Consider the following 20,853-nt stretch of genomic DNA (forward strand, 5'->3'; position numbering starts at 1 on the left):
CCATCTGACCTGCCAGGCGTCACCACCGGCCGTGCAGCCACCGACGGCACCCGGCAGAGCACAAAGAGCGCACTGCATGAAAAAACCCGCAACCGGTGTCGCGGGTTTATGCATTTCCAGCTGAAAAGGAGGGTCACTCCAGCTCGACCAGCAGGTCCTTGGCGTCGATCTGCCCGCCCGGCTGAACATGCACGGCTTTCACGACCGCCGCGCGTTCTGCGTGGATGCCCGTTTCCATCTTCATCGCCTCGATGGTCAGGAGCAGATCGCCTGCATTCACCTTTGCACCGGTCTGGGCCGCAACAGAGGCCACAACCCCGGGCATCGGGGCGCCGATGTGGTTGGCGTTTCCGGCTTCGGCTTTGGGGCGCTGAGCGGTCGATGCTTTGACCATCCGGTTAGGCACGCGGATGACACGGGGCTGGCCGTTGAGCTCAAAGAAGACTTTGACCTCGCCATCCTCGTTGGTCTCGCCCACGGCCTGCAGGCGGATTTCCAGCGTTTTGCCCGGATCGATTTCGGCGGTGATCTCTTCGCCCGGCTCCATGCCGTAAAAGAACGTGCGGGTCGGCAGAGTGCGCACCGGGCCATAGGTACGGTGACGCCCCATGTAGTCGAGGAAAACCTTGGGATACATGAGGTAACCGCTCAGGTCCTCATCATCCACGTCCTTGCCTTCGAGGGCCTCGCGCACTTCTGTGCGGACTTTTTCCAGATCAGTCGCAGGCAGGTGTTTGCCGGGGCGTTCCAGGTTGGGTTTTTCGTCCTTAAGCACCTTGTTCAGGATGGTGCCCGGGAAACCACCCGGGGGCTGGCCAAGGTTCCCGCGCATCATATCCACGACGCTGTCCGGGAAGGACACCTCTGTACCCGGGTCCTCGACTTCGGCGCGGGTCAGGCCCTGGGCCACCATCATCAGGGCCATGTCACCCACCACTTTGGACGAGGGCGTGACTTTGACGATGTCACCGAACATCTGGTTCACATCCGCATAGGTGCGGGCCACCTCCGGCCAGCGGTCTTCGAGGCCGAGCGAGGCGGCCTGCGCCTTGAGGTTGGTGAACTGCCCGCCGGGCATCTCGTGCAGATACACCTCGGAGGAGGGCGCCTGCATGCCGGTCTCGAAGGCCGCGTAGTGGCCGCGGACCTCTTCCCAGTAGTCCGAGATTTCGCGGACGGCCGCCATGTCCAGACCAGTGTCCCGGTCGGTATGGCGCAGTGCCGAGACAACGGTGCCAAGCGTGGCCCGGCTGGTGTTGCCGGAGAGCGCGTCCATCGCGCAGTCCACCGCATCGACACCGGCCTCGGAGGCGGCAAGGATCGTGGCACAGGCCACGCCGGCAGTGTCATGTGTATGGAAGTGGATCGGCAGACCGACCTCGGTTTTCAGCGCTTTGATCAGCTGGCGTGCGGCCCCGGGTTTCAGCAGGCCGGCCATGTCCTTGAGGCCCAGTACGTGGGCGCCCGCGTCGCGCAGCTCTTTGCCCATATCCACATAGTACTGCAGGTTATATTTCGCGCGGTCCGGGTCGTTGATGTCCCCGGTGTAGCAGATCGTGCCCTCACAGACCTTGCCCGCCTCAATCACCGCATCCATCGCGACGCGCATATTCTCAACCCAGTTCAGGCTGTCGAACACGCGGAAAACATCGACGCCTGTGTTGGCGGCGACGCGCACAAATTCCTGTACGACGTTATCAGGATAGTTCGTATAGCCCACACCGTTGGAGGCGCGCAGCAGCATCTGTGTCATCAGGTTAGGCATCGCCGCGCGCAGATCGCGCAGGCGCTGCCAGGGGCATTCCTGCAGGAACCGGTAGGCCACATCGAAGGTCGCCCCGCCCCAGCATTCCACGCTGAAGAGTTGCGGCAGGTTGGCCGAATAGGCCGGTGCGACCTTGATCATATCGTGGCTGCGCATCCGGGTTGCCAGCAGGGACTGGTGACCGTCCCGCATGGTGGTGTCGGTGATCAGCAGCTGGCGCTGCTGTTTCATCCAGTCGGCAACGGCCTGCGGGCCCTTCTGTTCCAGCAGGTTGCGCGTGCCCATCATGGGTTCTGCGCGCAGGGCAGGCGGTTTCGGGTCCCGGACGTGGGCCGCGGGACGCGGGTGGTCCTTGGTTTCCGGGTGTCCGTTCACCGTGATGTCGGCGATATAGGTCAGCACCTTGGTGCCGCGGTCGCGGCGGCGGCTGAACTGGAAGAGATCCGGCGTCTGGTCGATGAACTTGGTGTGATATGTATTATCGAGGAAGGTCGGGTGCTTCAGCAGGTTTTCGACAAAGGCGATGTTGGTGCTGACGCCACGGATGCGGAACTCGCGCAGGGCACGGTCCATCCGGGCAATCGCGGCCTCGGGCGTCTGCGCCTTGGCCGTTACCTTGACCAGCAGGCTGTCATAGTAGCGCGTGATCACGCCGCCTGAATAAGCGGTGCCACCATCAAGGCGGATGCCCATGCCGGTTGCTTCGCGGAACGCGGTGATGCGGCCGTAATCCGGGATAAAGTTGTTCTGCGGATCCTCGGTTGTGATCCGGGTCTGCAGCGCATGCCCGTTCAGGCGCACATCACCTTGCGTCGGTTTGTTGGTGGCTTCGGCGATCGGCTTGCCTTCGGCGATCAGGATCTGCGCCTGGACAATATCAATGCCTGTGACTTCCTCGGTGACCGTATGTTCCACCTGGACGCGCGGGTTCACTTCGATGAAGTAGAATTTCCCGTCGGCCATATCCATCAGGAATTCGACAGTACCTGCGCATTCGTAGTTCACGTGTTTGCAGATTTTGTAGCCCAGCTCGCAGACTTCGGCGCGCTGTTCTTCGGTCAGATAGGGGGCAGGGGCGCGTTCAACGACTTTCTGGTTGCGGCGCTGGACTGAACAGTCGCGTTCATAGAGGTGGTACATGCCGCCGTGTTTGTCGCCCAGAATCTGTACCTCGACGTGGCGGGCTTTCATGATCATCTTTTCCAGATAACCTTCGCCGTTGCCAAAGGCGGCTTCGGCTTCGCGCCGGCCTTCGCGCACTTTTTCTTCGAGTTCGCCCTCTGCTTCGATGGGGCGCATGCCCCGGCCGCCGCCGCCCCAGGAGGCTTTGAGCATCAGCGGGTAACCGATTTCCTTTGCTTCAGCCTTAATCGCCTTCATGTCGTCGCCCAGCACTTCGGTGGCTGGAATGACGGGTACACCGGCCTCAATCGCCACGCGGCGGGCGGATGCCTTGTCACCAAGCGCGCGCATGGTTTCGGCGCGCGGACCGATAAAGGTGATCCCGTTCTGATCACAGGCGTCGACAAATTCGGGATTTTCGCTGAGCAGGCCGTAACCGGGGTGGATCGCATCTGCGCCGGAGGCTTTGGCGACCCGGATCATCTCGTCAATGCTCAGATAGGCGGCAACAGGCCCCAGTCCTTCGCCGATGCGGTAGGCTTCATCCGCCTTGAACCGGTGCAGCCCGAGTTTGTCTTCCTCGGCATAGACGGCGACCGTTTTCTTCCCCATCTCATTGGCGGCCCGCATGATGCGGATGGCGATTTCGCCGCGGTTGGCGATCAGGATTTTCTTGAAGTCTGGCATTTGGGCCTCGTGCATTCTGGCAGTGGCGTCTGTGTAGGCGCTTTGGGCGCGCGCGTAAACGCGTAGTACTGGGTAGACGCGCGCACTATGCCGCGCTGCGGCAAGAAAGGCAATTTGTTCGGAAGCGGGTGCGCAGCACCCGTGATTTCAGGCCTCCGGCGGGGATATTTCCGGCCAGAAGAAGCCGGTGTCAGTCAAGGGTGAAGGGTGCGGGCAGCTGCGACAGATCCCGCGCGCCAAGCTGTCCCATATTTGCCTCAAGGTCTTTGCGCAGCATGTCGACGAGGTGGTCCACGCCGGGTGGTCCGAGGGCAGCGAGGGCGTAGTGGAATGCGCGGCCCAGCATGACAAAATCGGCACCTGAAGCAAGGGCACGCAGCATATCGAGGCCGCCTTCGACGCCGGAATCAAAGATCAGTGGCAGTTTTGTGGCCGCGCGGATCTGTGGCAGAACCTCGATGCTGGCAGGGGCCGCATCAAACTGGCGGCCTGCGTGGTTGGAAACCCAAAGCGCATCAACGCCGCGTTTTTCCAGCGGTTCGGCGTCTTCGGCGCGCAGAACCCCTTTGATAACCAGCGGGCCTTCCCAGGCGTCCCGCAGCCAGCTGACGTAATCCGCGTCCGGTGAGGTGCGCAGCAGGTAGCCTGCATGCTGGGTGGAGGAGAGGGCGGTGGTTGTTTTGGGGGTATATTTTTCCAGCCCGCGCATCCGGGGCATGCCGCGCTGTGCCATCCCCAGCGCCCGGGCAGGGCGCATCGCGACCTGCGCCAGCAAGCGCGGTGTCAGGCGGGGCGGCTGGGTCAGGCCGGAGCGGGTCTGGCGTTCGCGGCGGGAGGCCACCGGTACATCGACGGTCAGCACCAGCGTGGAGAACCCGGCGTCGCGGGCACGCGCCAGCATGTCCCGGCGGATGTCCTCGTCACGCGGCGGGTACATCTGAAACCAGGCTTCCGGTCCGAGATGCGGGGCGACGTCTTCGGGCGACTGGCTTGCTACGGTGGAAAGCGTGTAGGGGATGCCAGCGCGGGCGGCAGCACGGGCCAGATGCCCTTCGGCATCGGGCCACATCAGGCCCGACATACCCACCGGGGCCACCCCGAAGGGCAGCGGAAGGTCGCGCCCGAGCAGGCTGCAGCTGAGATCCGGGGTGAATTCGCCGTGCAGCACCGAGGGCATCAGCCCCACGCGGTCAAGGGCTGCGCGGTTGCGCTGTTTGGTGGCCTCGGTCCCGGTGGCCGAGTCGAGATATTCCCACACGAATTTCGGGATACGGCGGCGGGCTTTTGCGCGCAGATCACTGAGGCCCGGATAGGTGCTGTGCAGGTCCATGCCCTGTATTTGCCCGTCAGATCAGGCAATTGTCCAGCCCTGTGCACGAGGCAGAACATTGTGTGAACGTCTCTTTTACTTTCCGGCGTTGCGGAGTAGGATCGCCGCATGAGCAGTTTTGACGAAATGGATGCCTTTGAAGGCGCATCGCTGAGTGCGCGTGCGATGGCCGCGCGGCCTCAGCCGTATCTTGACGGGCTCAATCCCGCGCAGCGCGCCGCCGTTGAGCAACTGGAGGGGCCGGTGCTCATGCTGGCGGGGGCGGGCACGGGCAAAACCCGGGCGCTGACCGCGCGGATTGTGCATCTGCTGAACCGAGGTGCCGCACGGCCCAATGAAATTCTCGCGGTGACTTTTACGAACAAAGCCGCGCGCGAGATGAAAATCCGCGTGGCACAGATGCTGGGGCAGCCGGTGGAGGGCATGCCATGGCTGGGCACCTTCCACGCGATCTGTGTCAAACTGCTGCGGCGGCATGCGGAACTGGCGGGGCTGAAGTCGAACTTCACTATTCTGGACACGGATGATCAGCTGCGGCTGCTCAAACAGCTGGTGGTCGCCGATGGCATCGATGACAAACGCTGGCCGGCGCGGCAGCTGTCCTCGATCATAGATGGCTGGAAGAACCGCGCGCTGACGCCTGACAAAGTGCCGGCCGCCGATGCGGGTGCCTACAATCACCGCGGTGTTGAGATTTACGCGCAGTACCAGGCACGGCTCAAAGAACTGAACGCGGTCGATTTCGGCGATCTGCTGCTGCATATGGTAACGATTTTCCAGAACCACCCGGATGTGCTGGAGCAGTATCAGCGCTGGTTCCGGTACATTCTGGTGGACGAATATCAGGATACCAATGTCGCCCAGTATCTGTGGCTGCGGCTGCTGGCGGGCGGGCACAAAAACATCTGCTGTGTCGGTGACGATGACCAGTCGATCTATGGCTGGCGTGGTGCCGAGGTGGGCAATATCCTGCGGTTTGAAAAGGATTTTCCGGGCGCCCATGTTGTGCGGTTGGAACAGAACTACCGCTCGACCCCGCATATTCTGCAGGCGGCTTCCGGTGTGATCCGGGGCAATCAGGGACGCCTGGGCAAGGAGCTGTGGACCGACCGGGAAGAGGGCGAAAAAGTCCGGCTGATCGGACACTGGGACGGCGACGAGGAAGCCCGATGGATCGGTGATGAGATTGAGGCGACCCAGCGGGGGACGCGGGGGCGTGCGCCGGAAAGCCTGAACAATATGGCGATCCTGGTGCGCGCGTCACATCAGATGCGTGCCTTTGAGGACCGGTTTCTGACCATCGGGCTGCCGTATCGCGTGATAGGCGGGCCGCGCTTTTACGAGCGCATGGAGATCCGCGATGCCATGGCCTATTTCCGCGTGGTGGTCAGCCCGGACGATGATCTGGCCTTTGAGCGGATCGTGAATACGCCCAAACGGGGGCTGGGCGACAAGGCGCAGCAGACCATCCAGCGTATGGCGCGCGACAACGGGGTGAGCCTGTTTGAAGGCGCGCGGCTTGTCACGCAGGTCAAGGCGATCGGCGGCAAGGGCGGTGCGGCGCTGGCCAGACTGGTGGCGTCTGTTGACCGGTGGCGGGGGCAGATGCAGGCGCGCATTCTGCTGGACGATGACGCGGTGCTGGACGCTGGCGGTGAGGGCCGCCCGGAGATCAGCCACGTGGAACTGGCCGAGATCATTCTGGACGAGAGCGGCTACACAGAACACTGGCAGAACGACAAAACACCTGAAGCGCCGGGGCGTCTGGAAAACCTCAAGGAACTGGTCAAAGCGCTGCAAAGTTTTGAAAATCTGCAGGGGTTCCTGGAGCACGTCAGCCTGATCATGGACAACGAAAGCGAAAACGCTGAGGAAAAAGTCTCGATCATGACGCTGCATGCGGCGAAGGGTCTGGAGTTCCCGGTGGTGTTTCTGCCGGGCTGGGAGGACGGGCTGTTCCCATCGCAGCGGTCCATGGATGAAAGCGGCGTGAAGGGGCTCGAGGAAGAGCGGCGTCTGGCCTATGTCGGCATCACGCGGGCCGAGGAAGTCTGCACGATTTCCTTTGCGGCCAACCGGCGGGTGTTTGGCCAGTGGCAGAACTCCATGCCCTCACGGTTCATTGATGAGCTGCCCGAAGAACATGTGGATGTGCTGACCCCGCCGGGGCTTTACGGCGGCGGCTATGGGGCTGCGGCGCCGTCCTCGACCCTGCATGACGCAGCGGCGGAGGCGAATGTCTACAACTCTCCCGGCTGGCGGCGTCTGCAGGCCAGGTCACAGGAGCGGCCCATGAGCCAGCCACGCGAGAGCCGGAATACGGTGATCGACATGAATGCCGTGTCCAGCTTCACCGTGGGCGAGCGGGTTTTTCACCAGAAATTCGGCTATGGCGCGGTGCAGGCCATTGAGGGCGACAAGCTTGAGATCGCTTTTGAAAAAGCTGGCACCAAGAAGGTTGTCGCGAAATTTGTCAATGCGGCGGATGATATTCCGTTCTGACCACCACGGGCGTCAGAGGGCGATGGGGTCGATCCGCTCGGCGGCCATCGCATAGCCCACCTCTGCCAGCTGGGTGGAGACTGTGGTCACACCGAACCTGCCGGTCACACGCACCGGCTCGAACATGCCGCCGCTTTGGTAAGGTGTCTCTGGTGTGACAAAGACCAGCTGGTTGGCGGGCGGTGGCGGCACATGGATGCAGGCGCCGACGTAAGGTACCAGAATAAAAGCGGAAACACCGGTGCCGCGATGCTCGATGGGCAGCACAAAGCCGGGAATACGCACGGTCTGTCCGTTCCAGTCAGTGCGTACGCCGGTCGAGGCGGGCTGCTGATCCGACATCGACGGCCCGCTGTGATCAATGAACTCCTGCAGCAGCGGCGGCACCCACGGCTGGCCCTCGGGCAGCAGATCCGCCCAGGTCAGATCAACCACGCCCGCGGCAGAACCGCCGCGCGGCAACAGCACCGATGCCGCAAGCCCCGTCAGAAGCCCGCGCCGTGTCACCATTCGTAGGTTTCCATTTTGTCCGCCACCAGCGCATAGCCGGTTTCGCCCAGCTCCGTGGACTGCAGTTCGGTGCGCATGATGCCCGTCACCCAGACAGGGTCCCACAGCCCGTCGGTGGGCCAGGGCGTTTTGGTGCGGCACATCACCAGCTGGTTGGCGGGCGGGGGCGGAACATGGATGCAGGCCCCGACATAGGGCACGAGCATAAATTCGGTCACGCCCTGCGCGGAGAAATCAAATGGAATGATATAACCGGGCATCCGGATATAGGCGCCATCCAGCGATTCGTTCAGTTTGGTCGCATTGGCGTCATAGATCGGGGCCCAGAAATCGTTGATCTCGTCAATCTCGCCTTCACCGATGATCTCTGAATAGGGCACGCCCGGCGGGATCAGATCGTCCCACATGACCTCCCGCGGCGCATTGGCCAGCGCGGCACCAGGGACTGTGGCACCAGCAGAAAGCAGCCCGAGTGCGGCGCGGCGGTTGAACATTGTCTGCTCCGTCATCTGTGTCACGTCCGCACCATCATACCATCCGCCAGCGAGAGTTTGTAGGCGCGAAGCGCGGGCAGGGCGCTCACAATTGCGCCAGCGGCTGTGACGCCCACCAGCACCAGCAACTCGTCCGCCCCCGGTGCTGTGATCGGCAGCCACAGGCCGAATTCTGCGTCAATCATCGGTTGGGCCACAAACAGTGCCGCATAGACCAGCCCCAGGCCCAGCAGCGCACCGGCAGCCGCGGTCAGCGCAGCCTCCAGCACCAGCAGGCCGAAAATCGTGGACGGCCGCGCACCCATCGCCCGGAAAATCGCCATTTCACGCCGTCGTTCGCTCAGGCTGGAAAACACTGTCGCCATCATGCCGATCAGCGCTGTGACAACGACCATGCCCGACACGGCAAGCAGCGCCGTTTCGGCAATCCCGACAATGGACCACAGCTCCTGAAGGGCCACGCCTGGCAGGATCGCCAGCAGTGGCTCGGCCGGGTATTCATTGATGGCGCGCTGCAGTGCAAAGGTCTGCAGCGGGCTTTTGACACCAACCAGCGCGGCCGTAACCGCCTGCGGCGTCAGGTCCATGCCGCGGATCACGTCCGGCGGGGTGGATTGCCCCGGGATCTGCGCGCCACTGCGCCAGTCGACGTGTATGGCCTCAATGGCCTCCATGCTCACGATGACCGTCCGGTCCACGGGTGTGCCTGTGCGCGCCAGGATGCCCGATATCCGGAAAGGCTGATCCTTATGTTCTGTAAAGGACGCAAGTCCATGTGCCACGACAATCGGATCGTCCACATCATAACCAAGCGTTTCGGCAACATCCGCACCGATGACCGCATCGAAAAGGTCATCCATCATCAGGCCGCGGGCCACTTCGATCTGCCGGTCCTGCCGGTACCGGTAGTGCTCAAAGAACGCGCGCGTGGTCCCCATGACCCGGAACTGCCGGTGACTGTCGCCCAGCGAAATCGGCACAATCCAGTCCACTTCGGGCCGTGCGGCAATGTCCTGGTAGCTTTCCCAGCTGACATTGTTGGTCGCATTGCCGATGCGGAAAACCGAATAGAGCAGCAGCTGTACCGAGCCCGAGCGCGCGCCCACGATCAGGTTGGTGCCGGAAATTGTATCCGCAAAACTCTCCTTGGCACCCGTCCGGACCTTTTCCACACCCAGAAACAGCGCAACAGACAGTGCAATGGCCAGAATTGTCATGCCCACGGTCAACGCCCGTGCAAACAGCGATGCCATGGCCAGACGCAGGATCATGCCGCGGGTCTTTCGGTGTGAGCGATGTCTTCGATGCGCAGGGCGCGGTCAAAGCGCGGCGCGAGGCGCGCGTCATGGCTGACCATCAGCAGGGCAGAGCCCTGTGCGGCGGCCTGACCGAAAAGCAGGTCCAGAAAAGCGGCCTGGCTGTCTGCATCCAGCGCCGAAGTGGGCTCATCCGCGATGATCAGCGGGGGCTGACCGATCAGGGCTCTGGCAACGGCCACGCGCTGCTGTTGCCCGACGCTCAGCGTGCCGGCCCGGGCCTGTAATACATCCTCAGGCAGGCCCAGCTGGTCACACAATTCGGACGCCGTCTGCCGGGCATTGCCCGCCCGGGCGCGTCGTTCCGGCGCAAACCGCAGGGGCAGCAGGATATTGTCCGCAACAGTGCCGAAGGGCAGCAGATTGAACTGTTGGAAAATCACCCCGATCTGTTCGGCGCGGAACCGGTCGCGGGCCCCGCCCGACAGCGCGCTGATATCGGTGTCCGCAATGCAGACGCTGCCCTGTTCCGGCTGCACCGTGCCGCATATCAGCGACAGCAGCGTGGATTTGCCCGATCCGCTTTCGCCCAGCAGCAGCACTTTTTCGCCCGGTGACAGCGAAAACGCTGGCACAGACAGCGAAAAGCCGGCCCGACCGGGCCAGCAAAAAACAACGCCTGAAAGGGTCAGGACGGGATCTGTCATCCCGTTGTCCTGTCAGAACAGGTTGCGCAGATCAAGAACGGGATCCTCGCGGGTGACCTCAAAAGCCTGTGCGCCGGAGCCTGTCACGATCTGAACCTCAAGCTCCAGCGCGTTCTCAAACCGGTCGAAATAGGCGAATTCGATCTGGTCCAGCGCCTGCGGATCGGCGCATGTCAGACGGTATGTGGCGTGGAATTCAGAATGCGTGGCCTCATCGGCGTGGTCATGATCATCGTCATGCGCGGCATGGTCGTGATCATGGTCATCGTCATGGGCATGTTCGTCCTTGTGCCCGGCATGATCGTCATCATGCTTGTGCTCATCATGCGCATGCTCTTCGTGACCATGGTCGTCATGCGCGTGTTCGTCATGGTCGTGCTTGTCGTGTGCGTGCTCATCATGCCGATGTTCCTCATGGTCGTGATCGTCGTGACCGTGTTCCGCGTGCTCGTCTTCCATTTCCAGCGCGGCGCGCGCCTCGGTTACAGAGCATCCTGCCGCGGCGGGCAGGGCAAAAAGATCAAGAGGTGTGGCCAGCGTGGCCACCGCCGCGTCAACGGCCTTGCGGTCCGCATCGGTTTTGGCCGCATATTCAAAACCCACGATGTCCGCGCCGGGCACTTCCAGTTCCATCAGCACGTCGGATCCCTCAGCCGCGATGTTCAGCGCGCCGACGCCATGTTCATGCGCGTCCAGCTGACGGGTTTCATCAGCCAGTGCAGGCACGGTGGCCAGAAGAGCGATAATCGAAAGGGTGTTTTTCATGGGTTATCCTGTCTTTCTGAAAAGGTTGTCAGGCGGCGCAGCTGCTGCAGCGGCCGTGAATTTCGACGATATGGCGTTCGGTCCGGAACTGGCTTGGATCGGTCAGCCGGTCCAGCATCGGCAGCAGCTCTCCGCCGTCATGCTCTTCGACAGCACCGCAGTCGCCGCAGATGGCGAGGACGGGCACGCTGTTTTGGTGACTGCAGGTGCAGGGCACAAAAGCCCGGATCGATTCAAGCCTGTGCGCGCGACCCTGATCGGTCAGGGACGACAGTGTCCTGTAAACGGTCGGGGGCGCAATATCCGGTTCGCTGGCCTGCAGGCGTTCAAGAATCTGGTAGGCGGTCATGGGCCGGTCGCATGCTTTCAGCACGCTGAGCACATCATCCTGCCGGGCCGTTGCGGGTTTTCTCACAGGCGGGTCTCCTTTGCCTGTGATTTTGTTACTTTATAAAATAAGCAGCATCAAGAAGCGGGTGGCGGGCTTCCGCCTGCGCCGTGTCAATCATGAAAAAGCACAAAAAAAGCGGCCCCCGGGAGGAGTGGGGACCGCTTTCTGTTTCCGGCGACGTTTTTCAGGGAGGAAATATGCCCGCCGGTCGTGTCCGGCCATTCTGGCCTTCTGTAAAAGGGACGGTGGCATCCGGGAGGAGGATGAATGCCACCGCCTTGGTTCAGCCTGGCCCGGGAGGAGGTGGACCCGGCTGAAAGTCGTTCCGGGATCTGATCCCGGTGCCCGGTTTGCGGGCGGTGTTACAAACGACGGCATCCGGGAGGAGGATAGATGCCGCCGCTTCTGTTCAGGTTCCCCGGGAGGAGGTGGGGAACCCGATCTCTGTGGTTACACAGAAACTTTCTCGCAGGCGGTTTCCCACGCCAGATTGCGGAACCCGGAGCGGTGCAGGCCGAGGTCTGCGGCTTCCCGGTCGCTGAGTGTGTTCAGCTCGGCAAGCGTGTGCCGGTACAGGCTGTAGCGGGCGTAACGCGCTGTTGCGGTTGCGAAGAATCCTGTGGCTGCGGCCAGTGCACGCACGCCGAAGCTTTCGGATTTTGCGAATGTCTGATCCATAAAGGCCATTGTGTTTGCTTTCGTGTTTCGTTTCTTGTGACCCATACTTAGGGAATTGCTGCGTGTGCACAATAACCAGAAATTCAATGCTGCTATGCAGCATCTGCATAGGCGACGTATGGTTAATTTTCACATAATGCTAATGGTTTAGGCATTTCAGCGGTGCCGCTGGTGTTCCGCTGCAACTGTGCTATCTCAACAGGCGGGAACGAGGAGTTTTTGAGCATGTCTGTAACACAGGCCGATATTGAGGCCGCTCTCAGCCGGGTGGCGCTGCCCGATGGACGCAGCCTGATCGAGCACGATCTGATTCGTGCGCTGACTGTTGATGGCGGGGTTGTCCGCTTTGTCATTGAGGCACCAAACCCGGAGGTCGCACGCCAGATGGGGCCGCTGCGGGACGCGGCGGAAAAGGTCGTGTCGGAACTGCCCGGGGTGACCCAGGCGACGGTCGCACTTACCGCGCACGGTCCTGCGGCCAGCAAACCGGAGCCACCGTCGCTCAAGGTCGGCGGGCACCCGAAACCGCAGGCAGGCCCGACAAAACCGGCGGGCGTGAAGCGCATTCTGGCCATCGGGTCCGGCAAGGGCGGCGTGGGCAAATCCACGGTCTCGTCAAACCTCGCCGTGGCGCTGGCAAAGGCCGGTCGCAAAGTCGGCCTGCTGGACGCTGATATATACGGTCCCTCTCAGCCGCGCATGATGGGCATTAATAAACGTCCCGCCAGCCCGGACGGCAAAACCATCATTCCACTGCACGCGCATGGCGTCACGCTGATGTCGATCGGCTTTATGCTCGAGGACGGCAAGGCGGTGGTCTGGCGCGGGCCGATGCTGATGGGAGCGCTGCAGCAGATGCTGGGGCAGGTGGAATGGGGCGAGCTTGATGTGCTGCTCGTTGATCTGCCGCCAGGCACCGGGGATGTGCAGCTGACACTGTGCACGAAGTCCGAACTCAGCGGTGCGATTGTGGTGTCCACGCCGCAGGACGTGGCGCTGATCGACGCGCGCAAGGCGCTCGACATGTTTGACACGCTGAAAACACCTGTGCTCGGCCTGATCGAGAACATGTCCATGTTTGTCTGCCCGGACTGCGGCTCGGAGCACCAGATCTTCGGGCAGGGCGGTGTCGCCGCCGAGGCGGAGAAACTGGGTGTCCCGCTGCTGGGCGCGCTGCCGATTGATCTGGAGACCCGCCTTGCGGGCGACGGTGGCACCCCCATCGCCGCCGGGGATGGCCCGATGGCCGAGGCCTATGCGCGCATTGCGGACGGGCTGATCCGGGGCGGCATGGCATAAAGCCGCTCTGGTCCGACGGAAGGCGTTCAGCCAGACTGGATATCGCTGCCCGCAGGTGATTGCCGGCGGATGGCGGTTCTGATCACTCCGGCAGCAGGTTGCGGGCTGCCACTATATATGCAGTCATTGTCTGAACGGGGCTACGCTCTCAGCGGGTCATGGGAATTCATGGGCCGTGCCGTGGGAATCTATGGGCCGAAACGGGCGTCAGGGCGAATCAAACAGGTTCTGCGGGTACTTTTTTGCGTCTTTACAGCTGTCTGACCTTCGAACATAAGTAGAACATCTCTGTGTGGCACAGCATGCGGGCAAAAAATCGGGAAATTATGGGAAATTTCCCGACCGGCGCGACTTGTCTATATATAGTGTTTTTCTGACAGTCAGTGCCAATTTGTTGATATTTTTCAACCAAACTGCTACCAGATGTTGTTTTCCTTAATACTGAAAAACAAGATTTAGCAATTTGGTAACCAAAAATCCCTTGCTGTGCCATGATTTCCCACGTTATACCTTTCCACATCAGATGAGAACGAGCCCGGGGCACCAAACGACCCTACGCAAACAAAAACTCTAGCAGGTTTCATACAGGCACCTCGCTTTCATCAGACCAAGAGATCCGGCGCGCGAGCGAGCAGACATCCCCCAGGTGGCGCGCGCGACTGGACTTCCCCGCAAAGTCGGGACGAGGGCGGCGGGTTGATCAGTGGCAGCAGATCAACCCGCCGTTTCCATTTCAGGGACGGGGGAAGCGCAGACGAGGGCGCGCAAGAGATTGGGATAAGGCAGTGAGCCGCAGGTTCAGAGGCGAAAGCCATCACAAGGTCGATACAAAGGGGCGGGTCTCGATACCGGCCTCTTTCCGCCGTGTGATTGAGGCTGCTGATCCCAACTGGACCTCCGGTGATGCGCCCGAGCTTGTCATTGTTTATGGCGATCACCGCCGCAGCTACCTTGAATGCTACACGATGGAAGCCATCAACGAGGTGGACGACAAGATCGACGCCCTGCCGCGCGGGTCCATCGAACGCAAAATGCTGCAACGTCTTTTCCACGGCCAGTCGTTCCCCACGTCGGTGGACGAAACCGGCCGCCTGGTGCTGCCCGCGAAGCTGCGCCAGAAGATCGGCCTCGACAAAGAGGCTTTCTTTATCGCCGCCGGTGATACCTTTCAGATCTGGCAGCCCGAGACCTATGAGGCCGAAGAGGCCGCAAAAACCGATGCCTGGCTCGATGAACTGCCCGAGGATTTTGATCCGCTGGTGTTCCTGGACGGTCAGCAGGGGGAGTAGGACATGGCTGCTGCGGCCACCTCTGACACGTCTGCGCCTCACATCCCCGTTCTGTTGTCTGCAATTCTTGATGCTGTGTCTCCGGTGCGGGGCACCTGGCTCGATGGCACCTTTGGCGCGGGCGGGTATACGCGCGGGCTGCTGGAGGCCGGCGCGGACCGGGTGATCGCCGTGGACCGTGATCCGCTGGCCTTTGAGATGGCCGCAGGGTGGGCAGGCGCGTGGGGCGACCGCCTTGTGCAGCAGCGTGGTGTCTTCTCGGCGATGGACAGTTATGCGACCGGTCTGGACGGGGTTGTGCTGGATCTCGGCGTCTCTTCAATGCAGCTGGATCTCGCGGAACGTGGCTTTTCCTTCATGCGGGATGGCCCGCTGGACATGCGCATGAGCCAGGAGGGTCTCTCGGCTGCCGATATCGTGAATGAGGCCGCCGAAGAGGTCATTGCGAACATCCTTTTTCAGTATGGTGAGGAACGCGCAAGTCGCCGCATTGCAAAGGCAATCGTGCGGGAACGCGCGCTGGAGCCGATCACAACCACATTGCGCCTCGCGGGCATCATCGAAGGCTGTTTGCCGCGTGCAAAGCCAGGCCAGTCGCACCCGGCCACCCGCAGTTTTCAGGCGCTGCGCATTGCCGTAAACGACGAATACGGTGAGCTTTTTCAGGGTCTTATGGCAGCAGAACGTGCGCTGGCAGAAGGTGGCTGGCTTGCGGTTGTGACCTTTCATTCGGTCGAGGACCGGATGGTCAAACGCTTTCTCACGGCGCGCTCAGGCGGGGGTGGCAATCCAAACCGGTTTGCGCCCGAGGTGCAGCGCGATGCACCGCAGTTCACTCAGGCCAGCCGCAAGGCCATTTCCGCCGATGCCGCCGAGATCGCGGCAAACCCGCGTGCCCGCTCGGCGCGGCTGCGCGTGGCGGTCCGTACCGACGCGCCCGCAGGCGACATTGATGCAAAATCCATCGGTATGCCGGTGGTCAGAGAGGTTATCTGATGCGCACTTTCCTCTATATCCTTACCACGATCAGTGTGATCGGATTGGCCTTCTGGGCGTACCGCGAAAATTACGCGACCCAGGCGGCACTGGCCGAGACGCGTGAGCTGCGCACCGACATCCGGCAGGCCCATGAACGCCTCGCGGTGCTGCGTGCCGAATGGGCGTACCTGAACCGCCCCGACCGTCTGCGTGATCTGGCGGACATCAATTTCGACCGGCTGGGCCTGTTGCCGCTGCGGCCCGATCAGTTCGGCCACGCCGACCAGGTCGCCCTGCCGCCGGACCCGATCATTGAATTTGAAAATGCTGTGGATGTCTCCAGCCTCGGCGACGCGCAGCCCGGGGAGGTGGTGCAATGATCCGCACGCCGCTGCGCCCGCTGGCCCGTATCCTCGATGCCCGCGAAAAGGGCGAGAACCCGGACGCGATCGAGCGGGAGAACATCCGCATCCGCCACGAACAGATGCGCGACGCCGCCCGCCAGCGGGCCGAAGGCCGCCTGCTGATCCTCGGCGTCTTCTTTCTGTGCGCGTTCCTCGTTGTCGGGGGCCGCATGGGCATGATGGCAACCTCTGAGCCGCGTGAGCCGCGCGCTGAGGCACCGGGCTCCGTGATCCATGCCGCGCGCGCCGATATCGTTGACCGGCACGGCAACCTGCTGGCCACGAATTTCGAAACACACGCGCTTTATGCCCAGCCGCCCCACATGGTCGATCCGGCCCAGGCGGCAAAGGGTCTGGCGCAGATTTTCCCCGATCTCGATGAAAAGGAGCTGCTGGCGGATTTCACCGGCAGCCGCAAATTCCTCTGGATCAAACGCCGCATCAGCCCCGAGCAGATGCAGGCCGTGCATGAAATCGGCGACCCGGGCCTGCTCTTTGGGGCGCGGGACATGCGGCTTTATCCCAACGGTTCTCTGGGGGCCCACGTGCTGGGCGGGGCCAGCTACGGCAAAGAGGGTGTGAACGCTGCCGAAGTGATCGGTGTGGCGGGGGTCGAGAAGTATTTCGATGACTACCTGCGCGATCCGGCCAATGACGAACTGCGCCTCTCGCTCGATCTGACGGTTCAGGCAGCAGCCGAACGGGTGCTTTACGGCGGCATGAAACTGATGAACGCCAAGGGTGCTACGTCCGTGCTGATGGATGTGCACACCGGCGAGGTGATCAGCGTGGTCTCGCTGCCGACCTTCGATCCGAACAAACGGCCACGGCCGCAGGTGACGGGCGATGCCTCGGACAGCCCGCTCTTTAACCGGTCGGTGCAGGGCGTCTATGAGCTCGGTTCCGTCTTCAAGATTTTCACCGCAGCCCAGGCGATGGACCTTGGCATTGTGAACCCGGAAACGGTGATCGACACCCGCGGCCCGCTGCGCTGGGGCAAGTTCCGCATCCGGGATTTCCGTAACTATGGCAATGAGATGACCGTCTCCAAGGTCATCGTGAAAAGCTCCAACATCGGCACCGCGCGCATCGCTCAGGACATCGGCGTGCAGCGCCAGCGTGACCTGATGAAAAAACTTGGCATGCTGGAGGCGACGAATTTTGAGATCGTCGAGGCCGCCGGCGGACGTCCGCTGCTGCCGGCCAACTGGTCCGAACTGAGCGCCATGACCATCTCCTACGGACACGGGCTGTCGACATCGCCTATGCATCTGGCCGCGGGCTACGCTGCCCTGGCCAACGGCGGGTTCAGAGTGGAGCCGACCATCCTCAAACAGAACGGGCCGCGCCTGGGCGACCGCGTCTTCAGCGAGAAGGCATCGCGCGAAGCGCTGCGCATGCTGCGCCGTGTGGTCACAGAAGGCACCGCCAGTTTCGGCGATGTCAAAGGCTACGCTGTGGGCGGCAAGACCGGCACGGCAGACAAGCCGCGCCCGCAGGGAGGGTATTACGAGGACAAGGTGCTGGCCACTTTTGCCTCCGTCTTTCCCGCGCATGACCCACGTTATGTGCTGGTTGTGACCCTCGATGAGCCCATCGACACCACCGGTGACGAACCGCGCCGTACGGCAGGCTGGACAGCCGTGCCCGTGGCCGCCGAGATGATCCGCCGTGTTGCTCCGCTGCTGGGACTGCGGCCGACCGTTGAACCCGGCCCCGTGACGGATATAAAGCTGACCTCAAACTGATCGCAGAGGTGGGGGCCATGCACGACGATCAAAAACAGCTTTCTGCACTCGGCCTGACCGCTGCCCGTGGGCGCAATCCGATGATCACCGGTCTCGCATCCGACAGTCGCGATGTGGCTGCGGGGACGCTCTTTGCGGCACTGCCCGGCAGCACGGTGCATGGGGCGCGTTTTATCCCTTCGGCACTTGAGGCCGGGGCTGCCGCCATTCTGACCGATGCCGAAGGGGCCGAACTGGCGCGCGATGCGCTGGAGGCCAGCGAGGCGGCGCTGATTGTCACGCAGGCCCCGCGCGAAACACTTGCCCGGACCGCAGCGCTCTGGTTCGGGGCGCAGCCGGAAACGCTTGTGGCGGTGACCGGCACGAACGGCAAAACCTCCGTGACCAGCTTTGTGCGCCAGATCTGGACGCTGCTGGGCCACAGCGCCGTCAATCTCGGCACCACCGGGGTCGAAGGGGCCTGGGCGGCGCCGCTGGCCCATACAACGCCTGATCCGATCACCCTGCACCGCGCGCTGGCCGATGCGGTCACGAACGGTGTCACACATGCCGCAATGGAGGCCTCCAGCCACGGGCTCGACCAGCGGCGGCTGGACGGTGTGACGCTTAAGGCGGCGGGGTTCACCAACTTCACCCAGGATCACCTCGACTATCACGAGACCTTCGAGGATTATTTTGCCGCCAAAGCGGGTCTCTTTGCCCGCGTGCTGCCCGAGGACGCCAAAGCGGTCATCAACATCGAGGCAGACCGCGGCACGGATATGGTCGCCATCGCCTCCGCACGGAACTGCCCGGTGGTCAGTGTCGGGCGCGGTATCGGGGATTTTCATCTGGGCAACATCCAGGTGGATACCACCGGGCAGACGGTCGCCTTCCGGCACATCGACAAGACATATGTCCGCAGGCTGGGGCTGATCGGTGACTTTCAGGCGGAAAATGTGATGATGGCCGCCGCCCTTGTGATCGCCTGTGGTGCTGATCCGGCGGATGTTTTTGACACCCTGGTCGATCTGACAACGGTGCGGGGCCGGATGCAGCTGGCCGCCACCCGCGAAAACGGTGCCGCGGTTTTCGTGGACTACGCCCACACGCCCGACGCGGTGGCGACCGCCTGTCAGGCGCTGCGACCGCATGTGCTGGGCCGGCTTATTGTGATTGTCGGTGCCGGGGGCGACCGGGACGCGACCAAACGCCCGCTTATGGGGCAGGCGGCAGCTGAGAACGCGGATCTGGTGATCGTGACCGATGACAATCCGCGCAGCGAGGACCCGGCGGCGATCCGTGCCTCTGTCCTGCTCGGCGCACCGGATGCGATGGAAGTGGGTGACAGGGCCGAAGCGATCCTGCGCGGTGTCGATGCGCTGGGGCCGGGGGATGCCCTGCTGATCGCGGGCAAGGGGCATGAAACGGGTCAGATCGTGGGCGACGATGTGCTGCCATTTGACGACGCGGAACAGGCCAGTGTCGCGGTTTCCGCCCTTGACGGGAGGTTCGCATGACACTCTGGACTGCTGAAGAAGCCGCGACAGCCACCGGTGGCCATGCCACAACCAACTGGGCCGCAACGGGCGTATCCATTGACACCCGAACGCTGGTGCCCGGTGATCTTTTTGTGGCGCTGAAGGATGTGCGGGACGGCCACGATTTTGTGGCCCAGGCGCTGGAAAAGGGGCTGCCGCAGCGCTTGTGTCCCACGTGCCCGAAGGGGTTGCCGCAGACGCGCCGCTGCTGATCGTGGAGGATGTGCTGGCGGGCCTGGAGGATCTGGGGAGGGCAGGCCGCACGCGGATGCAGGGCCAGGTGGTGGGCATCACCGGCAGTGTCGGCAAAACCTCGACCAAGGAAATGCTGCTGGCGATGCTGTCCGATCAGGGGCGGGCGCATGCCTCTGTGGCGAGCTACAACAACCACTGGGGCGTACCGCTCACGCTGGCACGGATGCCGGCGGACACCGAGTTTGCGGTGATCGAGATCGGGATGAACCACCCCGGCGAGATTGCACCGCTCTCGAAAATGGCGCAGCCCCATGTGGCAATGATCACAACTGTCGCTGCAGCGCACCTTGAGGCGTTCAGTGACATCACCGGAATTGCGGTCGAAAAGGCCTCGATCCTCGAAGGGGTCGTGCCCAACGGCATTGCCGTTCTGAACAGCGATATTGAGACTGCCGCGATCCTGATGGCCAAGGCCGAGGACTGCAAACTGCGCGATATAGCATTCGGCGAGCATGGCTATGATTTCCGCCTCAACCGCGTGACCGTCCAGGGCGACAGCACCGTAGTCCAGGCCACGATGGGTCAGGAGCCGCTGCTCTACAAACTGAGTACGCCGGGGCGGCACTTTGCTATGAATGCGCTGGGTGCGCTCGCTGTCATGGCGGCTCTTCGGCTGGACATGGCACTGGCGGTTGGTTCCATCGGGCGATGGACGCCTTACAAGGGGCGCGGCGTGCGCGAACAGATCACGCTCGATCCGGTCGACACCCGGATGACGCTCGACCTCATTGACGACAGCTACAACGCCAACCCCACATCGATGGCGGCAGCGCTTGAAGTGCTGGCGGCGGCAGAGGTGAAACATGACATCGGCCGCGTCTCCAAGGGCCGGCGCATCGCCTGGCTGGGCGACATGAAAGAACTGGGCACCGACGAGATTGCCCTGCACGCAGGTCTGGCCCACCTTGACGCCATGAAAGAGATCGACGTGGTGCACTGCATCGGCCCGCTGATGAAATCGCTGCACAATCTGATGCCCGAGGCACAGCGCGGCGAATGGTTTGAAACCGCCGAAGAGGCGGTCCCGCGCGTGAAGCACCTGCTCGACAGCGGGGATGTGGTGCTGGCCAAGGGCTCGCTCAGCATGAAACTGGCGCTGATCGTTGACGCCATCCGCAAAATGGGACATGCCCCGCTGGACGTGGAATAGGGG

16 protein-coding genes and 1 pseudogene are annotated in these 20,853 nt (G+C 62.5%); 8 read left to right on the plus strand and 9 right to left on the minus strand.

What is annotated here, in order from left to right:
- Positions 1-133 precede the first annotated feature (133 nt).
- The gene (locus ACZ1HA_RS04515; protein ID WP_472713027.1) at positions 134-3,574 is read right to left on the minus strand and encodes a pyruvate carboxylase; all 3,441 of its coding nucleotides are present in this window, start codon (positions 3,572-3,574) and stop codon (positions 134-136) included.
- Positions 3,575-3,764: 190 nt separating this feature from the next.
- Positions 3,765-4,904 carry an alpha-hydroxy acid oxidase gene (locus ACZ1HA_RS04520; protein ID WP_472713028.1) on the minus strand — a complete coding sequence of 380 codons (1,140 nt, stop codon included), beginning with the start codon at positions 4,902-4,904 and terminating at the stop codon, positions 3,765-3,767.
- Between the two features lie 108 nt (positions 4,905-5,012).
- Here ACZ1HA_RS04520 and ACZ1HA_RS04525 point away from each other — a divergent pair, with 108 nt between their 5' ends.
- A complete protein-coding gene (locus ACZ1HA_RS04525; RefSeq protein WP_472713029.1) occupies positions 5,013-7,406 on the plus strand; it encodes an ATP-dependent helicase in 2,394 nt (797 codons plus the stop codon).
- A 12-nt stretch (positions 7,407-7,418) separates the two neighbouring features.
- Here the strand turns inward: ACZ1HA_RS04525 and ACZ1HA_RS04530 are convergent, their stop codons facing one another.
- From ACZ1HA_RS04530 to ACZ1HA_RS04560, 7 genes are all read right to left on the minus strand, one after another.
- Positions 7,419-7,916, minus strand: a complete 498-nt coding sequence (locus ACZ1HA_RS04530; protein WP_472713030.1) for a DUF3299 domain-containing protein — start codon at positions 7,914-7,916, stop codon at positions 7,419-7,421.
- Entirely contained in the window at positions 7,910-8,425 is a 516-nt protein-coding gene (locus ACZ1HA_RS04535; protein ID WP_472713031.1) for a DUF3299 domain-containing protein, read from the minus strand. The genes ACZ1HA_RS04530 and ACZ1HA_RS04535 overlap by 7 nt, the downstream gene beginning before the upstream one ends.
- A gap of 5 nt (positions 8,426-8,430) precedes the next feature.
- Positions 8,431-9,681 carry an ABC transporter permease gene (locus ACZ1HA_RS04540; RefSeq protein ID WP_472713032.1) on the minus strand — a complete coding sequence of 417 codons (1,251 nt, stop codon included), beginning with the start codon at positions 9,679-9,681 and terminating at the stop codon, positions 8,431-8,433.
- Positions 9,678-10,373: an ABC transporter ATP-binding protein gene (locus ACZ1HA_RS04545; RefSeq protein ID WP_472713033.1), complete on the minus strand. Its 696-nt coding sequence runs from the start codon at positions 10,371-10,373 to the stop codon at positions 9,678-9,680. The genes ACZ1HA_RS04540 and ACZ1HA_RS04545 overlap by 4 nt, the downstream gene beginning before the upstream one ends.
- Positions 10,374-10,385: 12 nt before the next feature.
- Positions 10,386-11,138 (minus strand): zinc uptake protein ZrgA, encoded by a 753-nt coding sequence (gene zrgA / locus ACZ1HA_RS04550; RefSeq protein WP_472713034.1) that lies wholly within the window; start codon positions 11,136-11,138, stop codon positions 10,386-10,388.
- A gap of 28 nt (positions 11,139-11,166) precedes the next feature.
- Positions 11,167-11,553: a Fur family transcriptional regulator gene (locus ACZ1HA_RS04555; protein ID WP_472713035.1), complete on the minus strand. Its 387-nt coding sequence runs from the start codon at positions 11,551-11,553 to the stop codon at positions 11,167-11,169.
- 426 nt (positions 11,554-11,979) lie between these two features.
- On the minus strand, positions 11,980-12,216 hold the full coding sequence (locus tag ACZ1HA_RS04560) for a DUF1127 domain-containing protein (RefSeq protein WP_375228162.1): 237 nt from the start codon (positions 12,214-12,216) through the stop codon (positions 11,980-11,982).
- A 216-nt stretch (positions 12,217-12,432) separates the two neighbouring features.
- Between ACZ1HA_RS04560 and ACZ1HA_RS04565 the strand changes: the two genes are divergently transcribed.
- From ACZ1HA_RS04565 to ACZ1HA_RS04595, 7 genes and pseudogenes are all read left to right on the plus strand, one after another.
- Positions 12,433-13,506 (plus strand): Mrp/NBP35 family ATP-binding protein, encoded by a 1,074-nt coding sequence (locus ACZ1HA_RS04565; protein ID WP_472713036.1) that lies wholly within the window; start codon positions 12,433-12,435, stop codon positions 13,504-13,506.
- 785 nt (positions 13,507-14,291) lie between these two features.
- Positions 14,292-14,795 (plus strand): division/cell wall cluster transcriptional repressor MraZ, encoded by a 504-nt coding sequence (mraZ, locus tag ACZ1HA_RS04570; RefSeq protein ID WP_472713037.1) that lies wholly within the window; start codon positions 14,292-14,294, stop codon positions 14,793-14,795.
- 3 nt (positions 14,796-14,798) lie between these two features.
- A complete protein-coding gene (gene rsmH, locus ACZ1HA_RS04575; RefSeq protein ID WP_472713038.1) occupies positions 14,799-15,791 on the plus strand; it encodes a 16S rRNA (cytosine(1402)-N(4))-methyltransferase RsmH in 993 nt (330 codons plus the stop codon).
- Entirely contained in the window at positions 15,791-16,153 is a 363-nt protein-coding gene (ftsL, locus tag ACZ1HA_RS04580; RefSeq protein WP_375228159.1) for a cell division protein FtsL, read from the plus strand. The genes rsmH and ftsL overlap by 1 nt, the downstream gene beginning before the upstream one ends.
- On the plus strand, positions 16,150-17,925 hold the full coding sequence (locus tag ACZ1HA_RS04585; protein WP_472713039.1) for a peptidoglycan D,D-transpeptidase FtsI family protein: 1,776 nt from the start codon (positions 16,150-16,152) through the stop codon (positions 17,923-17,925). The genes ftsL and ACZ1HA_RS04585 overlap by 4 nt, the downstream gene beginning before the upstream one ends.
- Before the next feature lie 17 nt (positions 17,926-17,942).
- Positions 17,943-19,424, plus strand: a complete 1,482-nt coding sequence (locus ACZ1HA_RS04590) for a UDP-N-acetylmuramoyl-L-alanyl-D-glutamate--2,6-diaminopimelate ligase (RefSeq protein WP_472713040.1) — start codon at positions 17,943-17,945, stop codon at positions 19,422-19,424.
- Positions 19,421-20,850 (plus strand): annotated as a pseudogene (locus ACZ1HA_RS04595) (UDP-N-acetylmuramoyl-tripeptide--D-alanyl-D-alanine ligase). Before ACZ1HA_RS04590 ends, ACZ1HA_RS04595 begins: the two are co-directional and overlap by 4 nt.
- The last annotated feature ends 3 nt before the right edge of the window (positions 20,851-20,853 follow it).

The sequence above is a fragment of the Roseobacter sp. S87 genome, from assembly GCF_055693285.1.

Excerpts from the sequence above, each read along its gene's own strand:
- ACZ1HA_RS04540 (WP_472713032.1), bottom strand. The coding sequence starts at position 9,681 with ATGATCCTGCGTCTGGCCATGGCATCGCTGTTTGCACGGGCGTTGACC.
- ACZ1HA_RS04560 (WP_375228162.1), bottom strand. The coding sequence starts at position 12,216 with ATGGCCTTTATGGATCAGACATTCGCAAAATCCGAAAGCTTCGGCGTG.
- rsmH (WP_472713038.1), top strand. The coding sequence starts at position 14,799 with ATGGCTGCTGCGGCCACCTCTGACACGTCTGCGCCTCACATCCCCGTT.
- ACZ1HA_RS04525 (WP_472713029.1), top strand. The coding sequence starts at position 5,013 with ATGAGCAGTTTTGACGAAATGGATGCCTTTGAAGGCGCATCGCTGAGT.
- ftsL (WP_375228159.1), top strand. The coding sequence starts at position 15,791 with ATGCGCACTTTCCTCTATATCCTTACCACGATCAGTGTGATCGGATTG.
- ACZ1HA_RS04590 (WP_472713040.1), top strand. The coding sequence starts at position 17,943 with ATGCACGACGATCAAAAACAGCTTTCTGCACTCGGCCTGACCGCTGCC.
- ACZ1HA_RS04585 (WP_472713039.1), top strand. The coding sequence starts at position 16,150 with ATGATCCGCACGCCGCTGCGCCCGCTGGCCCGTATCCTCGATGCCCGC.
- ACZ1HA_RS04520 (WP_472713028.1), bottom strand. The coding sequence starts at position 4,904 with ATGGACCTGCACAGCACCTATCCGGGCCTCAGTGATCTGCGCGCAAAA.
- ACZ1HA_RS04515 (WP_472713027.1), bottom strand. The coding sequence starts at position 3,574 with ATGCCAGACTTCAAGAAAATCCTGATCGCCAACCGCGGCGAAATCGCC.
- ACZ1HA_RS04530 (WP_472713030.1), bottom strand. The coding sequence starts at position 7,916 with ATGGTGACACGGCGCGGGCTTCTGACGGGGCTTGCGGCATCGGTGCTG.
- zrgA (WP_472713034.1), bottom strand. The coding sequence starts at position 11,138 with ATGAAAAACACCCTTTCGATTATCGCTCTTCTGGCCACCGTGCCTGCA.
- ACZ1HA_RS04535 (WP_472713031.1), bottom strand. The coding sequence starts at position 8,425 with ATGACGGAGCAGACAATGTTCAACCGCCGCGCCGCACTCGGGCTGCTT.
- ACZ1HA_RS04545 (WP_472713033.1), bottom strand. The coding sequence starts at position 10,373 with ATGACAGATCCCGTCCTGACCCTTTCAGGCGTTGTTTTTTGCTGGCCC.
- ACZ1HA_RS04565 (WP_472713036.1), top strand. The coding sequence starts at position 12,433 with ATGTCTGTAACACAGGCCGATATTGAGGCCGCTCTCAGCCGGGTGGCG.